This is a genomic window from Aeromonas hydrophila subsp. hydrophila ATCC 7966 (assembly GCF_000014805.1).
Lineage (GTDB): Bacteria > Pseudomonadota > Gammaproteobacteria > Enterobacterales > Aeromonadaceae > Aeromonas > Aeromonas hydrophila.
Map to the genome: position 1 here is coordinate 237,493 of NC_008570.1, position 15,214 is coordinate 252,706.

14 protein-coding genes are annotated in these 15,214 nt (G+C 56.0%); 3 read left to right on the top strand and 11 right to left on the bottom strand.

The window, feature by feature from the left end:
- Window position 1 precedes the first annotated feature (1 nt).
- From AHA_RS01080 to AHA_RS01090, 3 genes are all read right to left on the bottom strand, one after another.
- Window positions 2-1,117, bottom strand: a complete 1,116-nt coding sequence (locus AHA_RS01080; RefSeq protein WP_005307647.1) for an ABC transporter permease — start codon at window positions 1,115-1,117, stop codon at window positions 2-4.
- Window positions 1,118-1,199: 82 nt separating this feature from the next.
- Complete coding sequence (locus AHA_RS01085; protein WP_011704226.1) at window positions 1,200-2,780, bottom strand: ABC transporter ATP-binding protein; 1,581 nt, start codon at window positions 2,778-2,780, stop codon at window positions 1,200-1,202.
- An 83-nt stretch (window positions 2,781-2,863) separates the two neighbouring features.
- Window positions 2,864-3,862 carry a BMP family lipoprotein gene (locus tag AHA_RS01090; RefSeq protein ID WP_024944638.1) on the bottom strand — a complete coding sequence of 333 codons (999 nt, stop codon included), beginning with the start codon at window positions 3,860-3,862 and terminating at the stop codon, window positions 2,864-2,866.
- 432 nt (window positions 3,863-4,294) lie between these two features.
- On the opposite strand from AHA_RS01090, the gene uvrD reads away from it, so the two are divergent.
- Window positions 4,295-6,466, top strand: a complete 2,172-nt coding sequence (uvrD, locus tag AHA_RS01095; RefSeq protein WP_011704228.1) for a DNA helicase II — start codon at window positions 4,295-4,297, stop codon at window positions 6,464-6,466.
- 99 nt (window positions 6,467-6,565) lie between these two features.
- On the opposite strand, the gene AHA_RS01100 is transcribed toward uvrD, so the two are convergent.
- The 3 genes from AHA_RS01100 to AHA_RS01110 form a co-directional block, all read right to left on the bottom strand.
- A complete protein-coding gene (locus AHA_RS01100) occupies window positions 6,566-8,122 on the bottom strand; it encodes an AAA family ATPase (protein ID WP_011704229.1) in 1,557 nt (518 codons plus the stop codon).
- Window positions 8,119-9,231 (bottom strand): DUF262 domain-containing protein, encoded by a 1,113-nt coding sequence (locus AHA_RS01105; RefSeq protein ID WP_164927507.1) that lies wholly within the window; start codon window positions 9,229-9,231, stop codon window positions 8,119-8,121. The genes AHA_RS01100 and AHA_RS01105 overlap by 4 nt, the downstream gene beginning before the upstream one ends.
- 86 nt (window positions 9,232-9,317) lie before the next feature.
- Complete coding sequence (locus tag AHA_RS01110; protein ID WP_011704231.1) at window positions 9,318-9,755, bottom strand: DUF2846 domain-containing protein; 438 nt, start codon at window positions 9,753-9,755, stop codon at window positions 9,318-9,320.
- Between the two features lie 174 nt (window positions 9,756-9,929).
- Between AHA_RS01110 and AHA_RS01115 the strand changes: the two genes are divergently transcribed.
- Window positions 9,930-10,442 (top strand): hypothetical protein, encoded by a 513-nt coding sequence (locus tag AHA_RS01115; protein ID WP_011704232.1) that lies wholly within the window; start codon window positions 9,930-9,932, stop codon window positions 10,440-10,442.
- A gap of 92 nt (window positions 10,443-10,534) precedes the next feature.
- Here the strand turns inward: AHA_RS01115 and AHA_RS01120 are convergent, their stop codons facing one another.
- Both AHA_RS01120 and ydfZ read right to left on the bottom strand, forming a co-directional pair.
- Window positions 10,535-11,695, bottom strand: coding sequence for a CgeB family protein (locus AHA_RS01120; RefSeq protein ID WP_011704233.1), 1,161 nt, complete (start codon window positions 11,693-11,695; stop codon window positions 10,535-10,537).
- A 491-nt stretch (window positions 11,696-12,186) separates the two neighbouring features.
- Complete coding sequence (gene ydfZ / locus AHA_RS01125; protein ID WP_011704234.1) at window positions 12,187-12,384, bottom strand: putative selenium delivery protein YdfZ; 198 nt, start codon at window positions 12,382-12,384, stop codon at window positions 12,187-12,189.
- A gap of 280 nt (window positions 12,385-12,664) precedes the next feature.
- Here ydfZ and AHA_RS01130 point away from each other — a divergent pair, with 280 nt between their 5' ends.
- The gene (locus AHA_RS01130; protein WP_011704235.1) at window positions 12,665-13,165 is read left to right on the top strand and encodes a DUF1993 domain-containing protein; all 501 of its coding nucleotides are present in this window, start codon (window positions 12,665-12,667) and stop codon (window positions 13,163-13,165) included.
- An 88-nt stretch (window positions 13,166-13,253) separates the two neighbouring features.
- Here AHA_RS01130 and AHA_RS01135 read toward each other — a convergent pair whose 3' ends face one another.
- The 3 genes from AHA_RS01135 to AHA_RS01145 form a co-directional block, all read right to left on the bottom strand.
- A complete protein-coding gene (locus tag AHA_RS01135; protein WP_011704236.1) occupies window positions 13,254-13,703 on the bottom strand; it encodes an SRPBCC family protein in 450 nt (149 codons plus the stop codon).
- Between the two features lie 80 nt (window positions 13,704-13,783).
- Window positions 13,784-14,296: a cupin domain-containing protein gene (locus AHA_RS01140; RefSeq protein WP_011704237.1), complete on the bottom strand. Its 513-nt coding sequence runs from the start codon at window positions 14,294-14,296 to the stop codon at window positions 13,784-13,786.
- Window positions 14,297-14,393: 97 nt separating this feature from the next.
- Window positions 14,394-15,050, bottom strand: a complete 657-nt coding sequence (locus AHA_RS01145; protein ID WP_011704238.1) for a DUF3313 domain-containing protein — start codon at window positions 15,048-15,050, stop codon at window positions 14,394-14,396.
- Window positions 15,051-15,214: the final 164 nt, after the last annotated feature.

Genomic DNA, 15,214 nt, shown 5'->3' on the forward strand with positions numbered 1-15,214 from the left:
ATCAGGCCCCCTTAACTTGCGCAGAGCGGTTGGCAAACGCCAGATAGAGCTGCTCGATGCGCGGACGCATCATGTGCTCAAGGGCGCCACAGAACAGGATCACCAGACCCTGTAACACCACCACTATGTTGCGGTCCACCCCGAACTCGAAGCTGAGCTCGGCGCCACCCTGATAGAGGAAGCCGAACAGCAGGCTGGCGATGATGACGCCGACCGGGTGGTTGCGCCCCATCAGCGCCACCGCGATGCCGGTGAAGCCGAAACCTTCCACGAAGTTGAGCTTGATCTGGTGCAGTTCACCCTGCAGCACGTTGAGGGCGAAGAAGCCCGACAGCATGCCGGAGATCACCATGGCCAGGATCACTACCTTGGGATAGGAGATGCCGGCATAGGCGGACGCACTCTGGCTGGCGCCGACCGAGCGGATCTCGTAGCCCCAGCGGGTATGCCAGATGAAGACCCACACCAGGGCCGCACAGAGCAGTGCCCAGAAGAAGCTGATGTTGAGCGGGCTGTTCGACATCTCCATGCCGAATGCCCCGGCCAGTTCGCTCATCTTCGGCAGCCAGCTCGCCTCGGCAAACACCTTGCTCTCGGTGGCCATGGAGCCCGCCGGCTTGAACACCTCGACCAGCAGGTAGGCCATCAGGGAGGCGGCGATGAAGTTGAACATGATGGTGGTGATGACGATGTGGCTGCCGCGCTTGGCTTGCAGCCAGGCAGGGATGAAGGCCCAGGCCGCACCGAACAGGCCGCCGGCGATGATGGCCAGCGGTAGCAGCAGGGCGAACGGCAGGGAATCACCCAGCAGCAGACAGACCAGACCGACGCCGAGGCCGCCGATATAGGCCTGCCCCTCGCCACCGATGTTGAACAGACCGGCGTGGAAGGCCACCGCCACCGACAGACCGGTAAAGATGAAGCCGGTCGCGTAGTAGAGGGTGAAACCGACCCCTTCACCGGTGCCGAAGGCGCCGTACCACATGATCTCGGCAGCATCGACCGGGTTGATGTCGAGGTAGTAGAACAGGATGGCCGACACCAGGAAGGCCAGCAGGATGTTGACCGCGGGCAGTACGCCCACGGAGATCCAGGCAGGGATACGTGCTTGGCTCATGGGCGAGCCTCCTTGGCAATCTGGTCGGAGACGGGGGGGTTGACCATCAGCAGGCCGAATCCGTTACAAGTGGCTGTGACCTTCATGATGTGGCTCCTTGTGATTGGCTTGCCGCCACCTCGTCAGGAACTATGTTCGCCATCATCAGACCGATGGTGCGTTCATCCGCCTTGGCGGCATCCAGCTCACCGACGATGCGACCGTCGGCGATGACCAGGATGCGGTCAGAGAGGCTCATGATCTCGTCCAGCTCCACCGAGACCAGCAACACGGCTTTGCCCTTGTCGCGCATGGCGATGATCTGCTGGTGGATGTACTCGATGGCGCCGATATCGACCCCGCGGGTCGGCTGGCCGATCAGCAGCACATCCGGGTCCTGCTCCACTTCCCGGGCGATCACCAGCTTCTGCTGGTTGCCGCCGGAGAAGTTGGCGGTCTTGTGCTCGGGATGGGGCGGGCGCACGTCCCACTTGTCCATCTTGGCCTGGCAATCCTGCAGGATCGCCTCTTTGTTCTGCAGCCAGCCCTTGTTGTACTGGGGACGGCGGTGATAGCCGAGGATGAAGGCCTCTTTCGCCTCGAAGCGGTTGATGAGACCCATCTTGTGTCTGTCTTCCGGCACGTGGCCGAGACCGAAGTTGCGCACCCGCTCCGGGTCGGCCGGGTGGCTCACGCTCACTTCGTGGGCCTGACCGCCACCGGTGATGGTGAAGCTGCCCTTGCTGGGCTTGAGGATGCCGCCGAGCAGGCTGAGCAGCTCGGACTGGCCATTGCCGGAGACGCCGGCGATGCCGACCACTTCACCGGCCCGCACCTCGAAGCTGATGGATTTGACCCGCTCCACCCTGGCGTCGTCCACATAGCTGAGGCCATCGACCTTGAGCTTGGCGTCGCCAGGCTGGGTCGGCCCCTTGTCGACCTTGAGGCGCACCTTGCGGCCCACCATCAGTTCGGCCAGCTGCTCCTTGTCGGTATCCTTGGTGGCGACGTGGGCCACCATTTCACCCCGGCGCATGATGGAGACCTGATCGGTGATGGCCAGGATCTCGCGCAGCTTGTGGGTGATGAGGATGATGGTGGCGCCCTGATCGCGCAGCTTCTTGAGCACCTCGAACAGGTGATCCGCCTCTTGCGGGGTCAGTACCCCGGTCGGCTCGTCCAGGATCAGGATGCGGGCGCCGCGATAGAGCGCCTTGAGGATCTCGACCCGCTGTTGCAGGCCTACCGGCAGATCCTCGACCTTCTCGTGCAGCGGCACTTCGAGACCATAGTCCCGTGCCAGCTCGCCCAGCAGCTTTTCGGCCGCTGCCAGGCTCTTGCCCAGGTGCCAGCCGTTTTCCGCGCCGAGAATGACGTTTTCCAAAACCGTGAAGTTGTTCACCAGCATGAAGTGCTGGTGCACCATGCCCACGCCTGCGGCAATCGCATCTTGTGAGCCATGGGGTTTGAACGGGTTGCCGTCGATGAACATCTCGCCTTTGTCGGCGTGGTAGAAACCGTAGATGATGCTCATCAGGGTCGACTTGCCGGCGCCATTTTCGCCGACGATACCGTGAATGCTGCCTTTACGAACCTTAAGGTCGATCTGCTTGTTGGCGTACACTTCGCCAAACCGCTTATCGATACCCCTTAATTCGATGGCATAGCGATCTGTCTGGTCCATGATGCAGTCCTTGCGGGTCATGAAAAGAGACTAAAAACCGGCCCGTGCGGGCCGGTCGTTGGGTTGAGAGTAGTAGCGGTTACTCAGTATTTGCAGGTGCTGTCGCTCATGTAGTCGTGCACCTTGACCTTGCCGGAGATGATTTCGGCCTTGATGGCGTCCACCTTGGCTTTCATCTCGGGGGTGATCAGCTTCTCGTTGTCTTTGTCGAGTGCCCAATCCACACCACCCTCGGCCAGGCCCAGGTTCTTGATACCCGGTTTCCAGGTGCCCTTGGCGGCGTCATCCCAGGTCTGGTAGGCGGCCAGGCCAACCGACTTGACCATGGAGGTCAGCATGGTGCCCGGTTGCAGGTGGTTCTGGTTGGAATCCACGCCGATGGCCAGCTTGCCTTCGTCCTTGGCGGCCTGGTAAACACCGATGCCGGTACCGCCAGCGGCGGCATAGACTACGTCGGCGCCCTTGGCGAACTGGGACTTGGCCAGTTCAGCACCCTTGGCCGGGTCAGCAAACGCCGCCGGGGTGGAGCCGGTCATGTTCTGGAACACTTCGATCTTCGGATTGACGTACTTGGCACCCTGCTCGTAGCCGCACTCGAATTTGCGGATCAGCGGGATGTCCATGCCGCCCACGAAGCCGACCTTGCCGGTCTTGGAAGCGATGGCAGCCAGCGCGCCCACCAGGAAGGAACCTTCATGCTCCTTGAAGATGACGGACTGGACGTTCGGCTTGTCGACCACCATGTCGATGATGGTGAACTGGGTTTTCGGGAACTCGGTCGCTACTTTCTCTACCGCGGAACCCATGTTGAAGCCGACGGCAACGATCGGGCCGTTGCCACGGCTGGCCAGACGACGCAGACCCTGCTCACGCTGGGCTTCGTTCTGGGGTTCGAACTCCTTGACCTTGACGCCTTTGTCTTTGTTGTAGACTTCGACGCCATTGCGGAACACGGCTTCGTTGAACGATTTGTCGAATTTACCTGCGGTGTCGTAGATGACGGCGGGCTGGGAGGCTGCCTGGGCAGAAAGGGCAGCGAGAGTGAGGGCGGCAACGGTGGCCAGCTTGAGCACTTTAGTCACGATCGTATCCTTGATTGTTATGTGAGGGTCCACAACCTGCCGGGGCAGGCCATAAAGCACGCTGGCTAACTGTAAGTGAGCCACGGTGTGGGTCAAGGAGATCATAAAGGAAAAACGTTTGCGTTAACGGTTTGAAATATAAGCAAATCGCTTTATAAGTGGTTGTTTTGATGCCTGTTTTCAGATTTAAATTCTGTGAATAATTGGCTCCAAATGACATTTCTGTTTGTATTCATGAGGTTATAAGCAAGCGTTTTCTTCAGATTGTACAAAAAGTGGCTTCCAATGGTGCCAGCTGATGGATTTTTCTCGGTTGGAACGCGTCATCCTCGGTGGCAATAAACCGGCTTGTAACGATCACCGACAAGCCGATTTGGTCTGTGGCGCCGCAGGTCGTATAATCCCCGCCTGTATAAATAAACAGGAGTGGTGATGGACGTTTCAACCCTGCTCGACGGGCTCAATGACAAGCAAAGAGACGCGGTGGCGGCCCCCCGTTGCAACCTGCTGGTGCTGGCCGGTGCCGGTTCGGGCAAGACCCGGGTGCTGGTGCACCGTATCGCCTGGCTGATGCAGGTGGAACGCTGTTCACCCTTCTCCATCATCGCGGTGACCTTTACCAACAAGGCGGCGGCCGAGATGCGCGGCCGGGTCGAGAAGGTGATCGGTGACGGCGTGCGCGGCATGTGGATCGGTACCTTCCACGGCATCGCCCACCGCCTGCTGCGGGCCCACCATCTGGATGCGGGGCTGCCGCAGGATTTCCAGATCCTCGACTCCGACGACCAGTACCGGCTCATCCGCCGGGTGCTCAAGGCGCTCAACCTCGACGAGAAGCACTGGGCCCCGCGCGCCGTGATGGGCTATATCAACGGCAAGAAGGACGAGGGGCTGCGCCCCGGCGACATCGACCTCTACGGCGATCCCGTCACCCGCACCTATCAGCAGATCTACAAGACCTATCAGGAGACCTGCGATCGCTCCGGGCTGGTGGATTTTGCCGAGCTGCTGCTGCGCGCCCACGAGCTGTGGCTGAACAAGCCGCACATCCTCGAGCACTACCGCGATCGCTTCCAGAACATCCTGGTGGACGAGTTCCAGGATACCAACGGCATCCAGTACGCCTGGCTGCGGATGCTGGCCGGCGACACCGGCAAGGTGATGATCGTCGGCGACGATGACCAGTCCATCTACGGCTGGCGCGGCGCCAAGATCGAGAACATCCAGCGCTTCCTGACCGACTATCAAGGGGCCGAGACCATCCGCCTCGAGCAGAACTACCGCTCCACCGCCAACATCCTGAAAGCGGCCAACTGCGTCATCGCCAACAACGCCGAGCGCCTTGGCAAGGAGCTGTGGACCGAGGGCGCCGAGGGCGAGCCGATTTCGCTGTACGCCGCCTTCAACGAGGTGGACGAGGCCCGCTTCGTGGTTGGCCGCCTCAAGGACTGGAAAGAGAAGGGCGGCTTGCTCGCCGACTGCGCCATCCTCTATCGCTCCAACGCCCAGTCGCGGGTGCTGGAAGAGGCGCTGATGCAGGACGCCATGCCGTACCGCATCTATGGCGGCCTGCGCTTCTTCGAGCGCCAGGAAATCAAGGACGCCATGGCGTACCTGCGCCTTATCAACAACCGTGGCGACGACGCCAGCTTCGAGCGGGTGGTCAATACCCCGACCCGCGGCATCGGCGATCGCACCCTCGAGATACTGCGAAACAACGCCCGCGATCAGGGCCAGAACCTGTGGCAGTCCGCCAAGGCCCTGCTGGGTGACAAGGTGCTGACCGGCCGCGCCGGCAACGCGGTGCGCGGTTTTGTTGATCTCATCGACGCGCTGGAGGAGCAGGTCTCCCTGCTGCCGCTGCACCAGCAGGCGGATATCGCCATCCAGCACTCCGGCCTCAAGGCGATGTATCTGGCGGAAAAAGGCGAGAAATCCCAGGCGCGGGTGGAGAACCTGGACGAACTGGTCACCGCCTGCCGCCAGTACCAGCGCCCGGACGAGCTGGAAGACATGAGCGATCTCTCCGCCTTCCTCGCCCACGCGGCGCTGGAATCCGGCGAGAATCAGGCGGACGAATATGCCGACGCGGTGCAGCTGATGACCCTGCACAGTGCCAAGGGCTTGGAGTTCCCGCTGGTGCTGCTGGTCGGCGTGGAAGAAGGCATGTTCCCCAGCCAGCAATCGACCGAGGAGTCGGGCCGGCTGGAAGAGGAGCGCCGCCTCTGTTACGTCGGCATGACCCGCGCCATGGAGAAGCTCTACATCTGTTATGCGGAGAGCCGCCGCATCTACGGCCGCGAGATGTTCCACAAGCCGAGCCGCTTTATCCGCGAGATGCCCGCCGAGTGTCTGGAAGAGATCCGGCTGCGCACCCAGGTGAGCCGTCCCACCCAGTACGGCCGCTTTAGCCAGAACGAGGTGCAGCAGAGCTTCGACGCCAGCGGCATCAAGCTCGGCCAGCGGGTGCTCCATCCGAAATTCGGGGAAGGCATAGTGCTCAACTTCGAAGGGGTCGGCCAGCAGAGCCGGGTGCAGATCCAGTTCGACGACGTCGGCGCCAAGTGGCTGGTCACCGCTTACGCGAGATTGGAGACTCTTTAGCTTTTCAATCATATCGCATCAAGCCAGGGTCAATTTTCCCCTGGCTTTGATATGAATACATTCGTTCGGCCTAATTTTCTGCTTATTTTTATAGTCATATTAGCTGGATAAAAAGCGCATAATTTTATCAAATAATTTTATATGGAGTTCTTTCTCTCTAATTAGTTGTGGTTGTGGTTGTGGTTGTGGTTGTGGTTGTGGCTGTGGTTGGATGAGATTAATAGCATCATAAAATTCTTCGTGACCATCCGGTTGTTTACCATGATCAGAATTAAACAATTCATCAACGTAATCAAAGTTTTCTTTTGTTAGATTTGGATCAATTGCAGACATCAGACCGTGAATCTGTTTTAAATCGCCATAATTAAATAGCCATACTCTAAAAGCATCTTGATATACTTTTGTATTTACATTTCCATATAACTTTTTGGATAATTCCTCGAAAAAATCATGATGGTCCAAACCTTCACAACTTTTTATTTTACGTTCCAACTCCGATTTATTAAACAACAGACTTTTCGAGTACTCATCTATATTTTCTTTAATTGCATTAATAAGTTCTTGCTCAGGAGCATATATTCCAGGCAGAAAGAAAAACTGACTATTCAAACCTTTTACATATCTTTTATCATTTCTTTGGTCTGCATCAAGAAGCCCAAATACATTAAAACTGTCACTTGATTTTGGTATTCTGCTTACTACTTCATATACATCTGATTCTCCTTTAAGGAAAATCAACTTATGAGTCTTAATTAATTTGCTTCCGTATAATGAAAATAACTGCTCGGCAAATACCTTTGCTTTATTATCCTCAAAAAATATAATTCCCTTTATTCCTGGCTTCATTCCAAGCTCTTCTAGGCAATTATCAGATGTAGTATGAGACCATTCTGCACTCACATTTTTAGTCATTAGAATGACTCTTTCTTCGCCTAGCTTAGATACAATGAATGGGGAATGTGTAGATATAAAAATTTGTTTTGATTTCTTTGAAGATATATATACTAGAAGGTCTACTAATCGTTCTTGAGCTATGGGGGAAAGACCTGATTCAGGTTCATCAACGAAGAATATCCCAGGGGAGCTATATTTTCTAGTTAGACACCAGAATATATAAAAAACTAGGTTTTCACCTAATGAAAGAGCTTCGAAATTTAACTCAACGCCATTCTTAACAACAGAAAAAAGTGGTACAGATTCATCTTCAGACACCAATACCTCTTCAAAGAGCACATCACTATAACATGTACTCAATACATAATTAAATAATGAGATTTCATCTTCTTTAAAACTAGTAGCATCTTGTTGTCCCCATGTGCTTTTTACGTCAAGTAAAGCTTTGGTACTATTTCTTAGCTCCTTTGATATATCGATAACAGTTGCGTTTATTTTATCGCCAGGAAAATGTAAAACATTTCCATCATTCAATGTTATCGTATGTTTTTTGAATGAAATCTTGCTGTAGCTTTGATCTGTCAAGTAATTGAAAAAACAACTTTTACCCGCACCATTTAATCCTACAACCGCGAACACCCCATCAGGATTGTATGTAATAGCGGATTTCGATAAATGCTGCTCTATTTTAGTAATGCCATTTGCAGCATGCAATGGTCTCTGTAAACTCCTCCAACAGTCTTGGATGGCTGCAAACTTCATAGCGCCCCCCAATTCGAGTATGACATATAATCAAGCAGTAAACTCTCTGTCGGATTATTTTCAGAAATAATTTTAATATATATACTATGAGCAATTAATCCATTTTCTGAATTAAAATTTAACCCAATATGAATCCCCATTAGGTATAAAACCAAGAGTCTTATTTTAACAGGTGCTGCATCATTAACACTTGTCGCGGACTTATCTTGGTAGAGCTCAATTAAAAAAAGCTGGAAAGGATCCCCTATATCACCACTTCGAGATTTACCACGTAAATCATTCATGTGTAGGAATAATTCTTCTATCGCACCCTCGTAATTTATGAAAAGTAACCAAGTGAATAGTGTTGGTTTATTTAGCTTCACCTTTTCATGAATGAGTGAGGATAGCTTATCGATGGTTTTTTTTGCACTTAAATAAGTTTCTTTATCAACACCTGTTGGATACCTAAAGAAATCAATTAACATTTGGTCTGTAATCTTTTTTTCGATGCTTCGATGTTGTAGGGCATATAAAAAGCGTGAGATGACATCCTGATAAGCTAGCCGACTATTGTTAAAGCCAATTCGATCTATATTCAGTCCTTTCAGGTCCATTTCATGGACAAGTTCACGGACTTGCTCTCTCACTGGGCCATAAAGTGTATTTCGTTTTTCTGCTGGAGTTAAAACACTACCTTGGTTCAGACGGAAAAATAACTCATATGGTTCATCTTCTTTATAATCATAAAGTTCACATACTCGCATTGAATATAAGCCAAACCGTCGCTTTACATCCTGCGGCAACTGCTCATAAGTTAAACCATTTAGACGAGCTATATTGTCATCGAAAGGCTCAATATTTCCATTAACACGCAATTTATTTGTCATGAATTCATGAATTGCATTTAATCTTTGCTGCCCATCAAGAACTTCATGTAAACCATCAGTTACCAATATTAAAAAAACTGGCGGAAATTGCCACTCTCTCAGGATCGTATCAATTAAACTTTGTTTCTTAGATGTATTCCAAACAAGATCTCGCTGAAAATCAGGTTGTAAATCAATATATTTTCTTTCTATACGACCAAAAATAGTGTCAATATCAGGATCTGTTTGTTTTATCTTCATGTGATACCATTTAAATAAATTTAAAATGAAATAAAAATAACATAGAGATACGATTGGGAATAGCAATTTATCCCCTATAGATACGTTCACTTGACTAGCTTGCTCTCCATCACCCCTTGCTTGCCCTCCTCTTCACTGACCTGACTCAGCTTGGAGCGGGCCATCAGCAGGCCCATCTTGACCTCCTGCCAGACGTAGTAGTTTTTACCCGCCTCGGTGCTGAGGGTCAGGGTGGCATCGTTCTCCGACTTGGAGGTGATGGTGTGGCTGCCCGGCGTCACCTGTTTGAGGATATAGGTATGGGCCACGGTATCGCCGACCGCCATGCCATCCACCAGCAGCGGCATTTTCACCGCCGCACCGAAGGTCTCGTTGCGATAGATATAGAGGTTGGCCGCATCCTTGGGCGCCACAAACTGCTTGGCCTGAGCGTCTGCGGTGGCTTCGGCCATGGGTACGGAAGCACAACCGGAAAGCAGCGCCGCCGACAGCAGGGCAGCACTCATCATTATTTGCCTGAACATAGAGGTTTGGTTTGAGTGGGTTAACGGGGTTTAAAGGTTCGCATGAGGCTTTGTGGCCGGGCAACCACTCAAACCGCTGCCGGTGTGACGGGATTCAATATTCCGACAATTAACCGGCATGGTGCGGCACGGCGAACCGCGGCATACTGCCCCGTCACAAGATGGGAGTCATTGATGTCTAAGTGGATGCCGACACTGCACCGGTTGGGGTGGTGGTTGTTACGAAAAGCGACGCTGGCGCTGCTGACCAGCCTGCTGTTTATGATCTCGTTTACCCTGTTTCAATACGCATCCTGGTGGCCTGCAATGGCCGAGGATACGTCTCTCGAATGGAGCGGCTTCTCCCAAGGGTGGACCTTTGCCGAACTGGTCCCTGCCATGCTGGAGTTCAGCGCCGTGCTCGCCTGCGCCTTCTTGCCGCTGTTTCTGCTGACACCCCGCCCGCTGTTGCTGCCGCTCTTTGCCGGGCTCTGGTTGTGGCAGACCTATGACATCGCCTTTATGACTGCAACCGCGTCGACCTGGCTGCCCCACGAGATCATCTGGACCTTTATCCTGCCCCACACCCACTGGTTGCTGCTCACCCTGCTGGCGCCGCTGCTGCTGATCCGCCAGCTTGGCAGGCGGCTATTTGTAGTGGCGCCAGCCACCCAGCCAGAAATGAGCCGCCTTGCAGACAAACCGTGACCAATGGGAGCGCTCGATGACGCTTCGCTAATCGAACCTACACGGGCTGACAGGGGGAATGGCCACTCACCGTCTGATATCAAACATGGCCGTCAGTGATTTGAATGCGCTTTTACGCCAGGGTGTTGCATGCTTGCCAGCGTACTCTGGACGGTCTGGAACAAGCTGATCAGGCGCGCTCGATAGGTGTGGTGGATCAGCACCGTCTGTTGCCCATGGGCGGCGATGGCGGCGCGCTCTTCCTCGTGGCTCAGGTAATAGCGACAGATCTCCAGCAGGTCCTGCTTATCGCGGAAGATCACCAGATCCTTGCCTGGGGTGAAGAGATGATGCAGATCCTCCTTGTCATTGGTCACCATGAATCCACCGGCGCCAAGAATATCAAACACCCGCATGGGGAGCCCCGACTCGACGAAGCTGCGGACCAGATTCAGGTTGATCCTGCTGCGTTGAAACAGGCGTGGCATTGCTTGGTAATGCTCTGCGTATCCGCTATAGGTCTCTGTGTGTGTCGCCCACTCCGGGTTTCCATACACGGCTACCCGCTCAAACCGAGCCGCCAGAGCCTGGATGCAGGACACCCTTTCCCGATAGGAGTGTTCGCGCCCCAGCAGATACGCCAGTTTTTCATATTCGCTCAGGTAGGCTAGCCCGCTTAGCGGATACACCTCTTTCACAAGCCGTATATGAGATTCGGTGAGTTGTGCGGTCAGGGGCCGCCCCTCTAGGTACAGATCGATGTGTCCAATCAACTCTTCCAGCGTTTGCAGCGGTCCGGGGGCCAGCCGTGGCTTGATGTGGGTCTGGTATTCCGGCGGGGTCAGGTTGGCGATGAAGGAGATATCGTGGTCATAGCCCGGCTCGGCTGACAGTTGGCGCTGCTCGTTGACGGCGACCGGCAGGTAGTAGACGTTGCCATTGCTCCGCTCCTTGAGCCTGCTTGCTACGGCAAGGTCGTAGACAAACGTGAAGGAAAAGGGGTTGGAGATGGCGTCATGATGCATGCCATAGCAAGGCGTATCGACCACCCACGCAATGTAGGGCTTGCGCAACGCTTCGGCCGCTTGAGAGAGGAGGGGGTTGAAGTTGATGCTGAAGAGGTAATCAAAATTGAGAAATGGCAGCTTGGTAAACACCTCGGCAGAATAGGCGATGCGAATCACGTTAAACCCCAGTGCCTGGAGTGTGTCCATGCAGTCTCTCGCTATGGTGACATGCTCAAAGCAGAGTACGGTTGCAGCCTGATCCTTCATGTTTTCTCCCCATTATCCCGCGTGTGTCTCGTCAAGGAGAGGGCGCCGCAAGCACTTGGAGACTCCTGCCCGGTGACAACCCTGAGGCCCTGTACCCTCGTAAAGCTCTGATGAGTGCTTTGCGACCCATATCATGTGCGGCGCCTGTTTTTGGCCCTCGCCTCTTGGCTTGTCAGCACAGAGGAGTGGCCAGGGCGACGTTGTTTGGGTCGGTCTCAATTGTGCCTTTATAACGCAGTATTGAGTCTCGGGTGAAGCTATTTGGCCAACGGTCACCCAAGTAGGTGCCAACGAATGACAGATTTTCAGATGCAGGCACCCACCTTGCTTCCCATAAGCTCGAGCCTGCTAACGCTTGATGACGCTGGGCTAATCGAATCAGTGCAATGGGAAGGTGGGTAAAACAGAGAGGAGAAATCAGAAACCCGGCCCTGACGGGGCGCGGTGGCCGGGTGAATTGTAAAGAGTAGGGTGACAGAGAACGCGGGGTATCAGCCTAGTCTAATCAACTCGATGGGGGCGTACTGCTCCCGGGAGTTGGCCAGCAGCACGCACTTCTCATGCTCGGCCTGATAAGGGGTCAGGTTGTCGGTGTGAGCCTCTTTCAGAAAGTCGACGGCGCCGGTGGCGGCGATCATCACGCGTTGACCGGGTGTGAGCGCATTGCGGTTTCGGTCATAGATTTTCATGGCACTCTCCTTTTTTGTGGGGCCCGGCGGTATGCCTGGGCTGCGCGGATCAGCCTACGCCCCTGCCAAAGCGTGATGCATGTCACAGATCAAAAAAGAGCCAAAGAGGGACTTGGTGCGTCGGCAAGGGCGAGCGGGCCTGCCGCGCGGGGTCGTCCAATCCTGTCGCTGGGAAGGTAGGTGGATTCTGCTTTTTGCGGGGGTGGGCTCGAACAAACGGGGGGATACGCTATAGTGGATGCCGCTCGTATAACTGCCTTCAACCAACCGAGAGCGCATTATGAATCGTGATATCGTCGCCCAGTTTATCAAGATGCTGACCAACCTCGACCAGTGCCTGGCCAAGGCCGAGGCCCACGCCGCCGCCAAGAAATTCAATGTGGAGAACTTCTTCGGCGATCGGCTGATCGTCGACATGCTGCCATTCAGCAAGCAGGTGCTGATCTGCTGCGACAGCGCCCGCGCCGTGGTGGCCACCGCCAGCCTGAGCGAGCCGCCGGTGCTGGGGGATGACCCCAAGACCATGGCGGATCTGCGCGCCCACGTGGCCAAGACCCTCACCTATCTGCAGAGCAAGCTGGATGCCGATTTCAGTCAGTATGCGAGCGGCCACTACTACCCCTACTGGGCCGGTGGCAAGGGGATGGACGGCCACACCTGCGTGCATGAGTACGGCATTCCCAACTTCTACTTCCACCTCACCATGACCTATGCCCTGCTGCGCAAGGCCGGGGTCGAGCTCGGCAAGGGGGATTACCTGGGCGCCATCAACCTGCAATAAGCTCATCCCGTCATTCGGGCTTTGCCCAGCATAAAAAGAGCCTGCCACTGTGGCAGGCTCTGTCGTTTTCGGGGTCACCGTGGGCGGGTTACTGCGCCGGGATTTCGGGCTCCACCAGGGCGGCCAGCTGGGCCAGCGACTCCTGCCAGCCGAGGTAGCACATCTCCACCGGGATCACCTCGGGGATCCCCTCCTGCACGATGGCGAGCTCGGTACCGCACACCACCCCGGTCAGGATCACGGTCACGTGCATCACTCCCGGCAGGTTGGGATCGTCGAACCGGTCGGTGTAGCGGATGCGCTTGCCCGGTTCGAGCTCCAGGTATTCGCCGCCAAAGGCGTGGCTGTTGCCGTTGCCAAAATGGGTGAACGCCATCCGGAAGTGGCCGCCGACCTGCGCCTCCAGCTGCTCCACCCGGCAGGTGAAGCCATAGGGCGGCAGCCACTTGGCCAGCGCATCGGCCTCGATAAAGGCCCGGTAGATCCGCATCGGAGGTGCCTTGAGCACCCGGTGCAGCCGCACTGTTCCTGTCCTCATCTCTCTGTTCCTCGTTGCCTTGGGTCCATCAAGGATAGCCGGTTGCGTCCGTTTGCCGACGGCTGGCCGGCAGTGGCGCCCTAGAAGGGGCCGTTGCGCTCGCGCAGCTGGTCGGGCAGGCCGTCGTGATCCCCCAGCTCGCGCTCGGGCACTGCATCCCAGTGCCGCTCGCCGATGAAGCGGTTGCGCTCGGGGTGCATGGCGTAGTGGATGTGGTTGTCCGCCCGATCGGTGTCGCCCACGCAGAGCAGCCGCACCGGCTGATCGGTATTGTTGATGAAGGTGTGGGCCAGCCCGTCACCGGCCTTAAAGCCGACCGAGTCGCCGGGCTGCAGCCGATGCAGCACGCCATCGAGCCAGACGTCCGGGGTGCCTTCCAGCACGTGGACGAACTCGTCCTCGGTCTCCTCGGCGTGGGGCCAGCTGGTGTGCCGGCCCGGCGGCAGCAGCTCGTGGTGAATGCCGAGGCGGGCAAAGCCGTAGTGCCTGCCGAGGGCGCTGCCCAGGGAGAGCGGCTCCTCGCTGCCGGAGTAGCGGCCGGGCTCGGGCTCCTGCAGTTCGCGCCAGTGCTTGATGCTGGGGTGACGGTTCATGACGGCTCCTTGTCGAATGAAAGGGGAAGCAAGCGGCCCCGTGCGGGCGCACGGGGCCGGAAGTGAGCGTCTTGCACCCGGGAGATGGCGAGCCGGACTAGCGGCCCAGGTTGTCGGCCAGTTGCTTGGCGCGGCCGGCGGCCCACTGGTCGATCATCTTCTCCATCTCGCTGGCGGTGATGGGGCTGTCCTTGTGGGTGGTGTCCGGGCTCTCGCGCGCATCCATCACCCGCACCAGCAGCTTGCCGTTCTGGGAGTCGAGCAGTTGGGCCATGCTGCCCACCTTGAGCAGATAGGGCTCCTTGCCGATCACCTCGCGGGTGACATTGATGGCGATCTTGGCGGGCAGCAGATCCCGCAGCTTGGGGTCGGGCCGGGTCAGGTCGAAGTTGGTGATGGCGGCCTGCACCCGCATCACGCCGGGGCCGGGGGCGCTGGCAATCTTGACGCCGTGGTTCATCAGCTCGCGCTGGAAGGTGGCGTGGTAGTAGCGGCCGATTTCGTTCTGTTCGTTGGCGGTCAGCAGGTACCACTGGCCGTTCTCCTGGCGGATGAACTGCAAGGGATCGAGCAGCACCTGATGGTACTGGCGCAGATCCACGCCGGGCTCCTTGTAGATACGCTGGTTGGGGTTGCTTTCGCTCTGCTGGAAGGCGGTCAGCGGAATCGCCTGCAGGCTGTGGGAGACCTGGTTCTTCACCGCGCAGCCACCCAGCAGAATGGCCACCATGCCCGCGATTACGGCTCTTTTCATCTTTTGCTCCTGATTGCGGCGCTTGCCCGACCCTGGCATCCGGTGCGCAGGGCATTGCAAGAGAAATAACCGATTCAAAGAGCGCCCACAAGCGAAGAGTGCAGCGGCGTTCAGGCGGGATCCAGCCCGCAGGCGGCAGCCACCCGTTGGCCGGGACATGACGC

What these genes read in the sequence shown, in the direction of transcription:
- AHA_RS01080 (WP_005307647.1), bottom strand. Translation starts at nt 1,117, where the DNA reads ATGAGCCAAGCACGTATCCCTGCCTGGATCTCCGTGGGCGTACTGCCC.
- AHA_RS01085 (WP_011704226.1), bottom strand. Translation starts at nt 2,780, where the DNA reads ATGGACCAGACAGATCGCTATGCCATCGAATTAAGGGGTATCGATAAG.
- uvrD (WP_011704228.1), top strand. Translation starts at nt 4,295, where the DNA reads ATGGACGTTTCAACCCTGCTCGACGGGCTCAATGACAAGCAAAGAGAC.
- AHA_RS01100 (WP_011704229.1), bottom strand. Translation starts at nt 8,122, where the DNA reads ATGAAGTTTGCAGCCATCCAAGACTGTTGGAGGAGTTTACAGAGACCA.
- AHA_RS01105 (WP_164927507.1), bottom strand. Translation starts at nt 9,231, where the DNA reads ATGAAGATAAAACAAACAGATCCTGATATTGACACTATTTTTGGTCGT.
- AHA_RS01110 (WP_011704231.1), bottom strand. Translation starts at nt 9,755, where the DNA reads ATGTTCAGGCAAATAATGATGAGTGCTGCCCTGCTGTCGGCGGCGCTG.
- AHA_RS01115 (WP_011704232.1), top strand. Translation starts at nt 9,930, where the DNA reads ATGTCTAAGTGGATGCCGACACTGCACCGGTTGGGGTGGTGGTTGTTA.
- AHA_RS01120 (WP_011704233.1), bottom strand. Translation starts at nt 11,695, where the DNA reads ATGAAGGATCAGGCTGCAACCGTACTCTGCTTTGAGCATGTCACCATA.
- ydfZ (WP_011704234.1), bottom strand. Translation starts at nt 12,384, where the DNA reads ATGAAAATCTATGACCGAAACCGCAATGCGCTCACACCCGGTCAACGC.
- AHA_RS01130 (WP_011704235.1), top strand. Translation starts at nt 12,665, where the DNA reads ATGAATCGTGATATCGTCGCCCAGTTTATCAAGATGCTGACCAACCTC.
- AHA_RS01135 (WP_011704236.1), bottom strand. Translation starts at nt 13,703, where the DNA reads ATGAGGACAGGAACAGTGCGGCTGCACCGGGTGCTCAAGGCACCTCCG.
- AHA_RS01140 (WP_011704237.1), bottom strand. Translation starts at nt 14,296, where the DNA reads ATGAACCGTCACCCCAGCATCAAGCACTGGCGCGAACTGCAGGAGCCC.
- AHA_RS01145 (WP_011704238.1), bottom strand. Translation starts at nt 15,050, where the DNA reads ATGAAAAGAGCCGTAATCGCGGGCATGGTGGCCATTCTGCTGGGTGGC.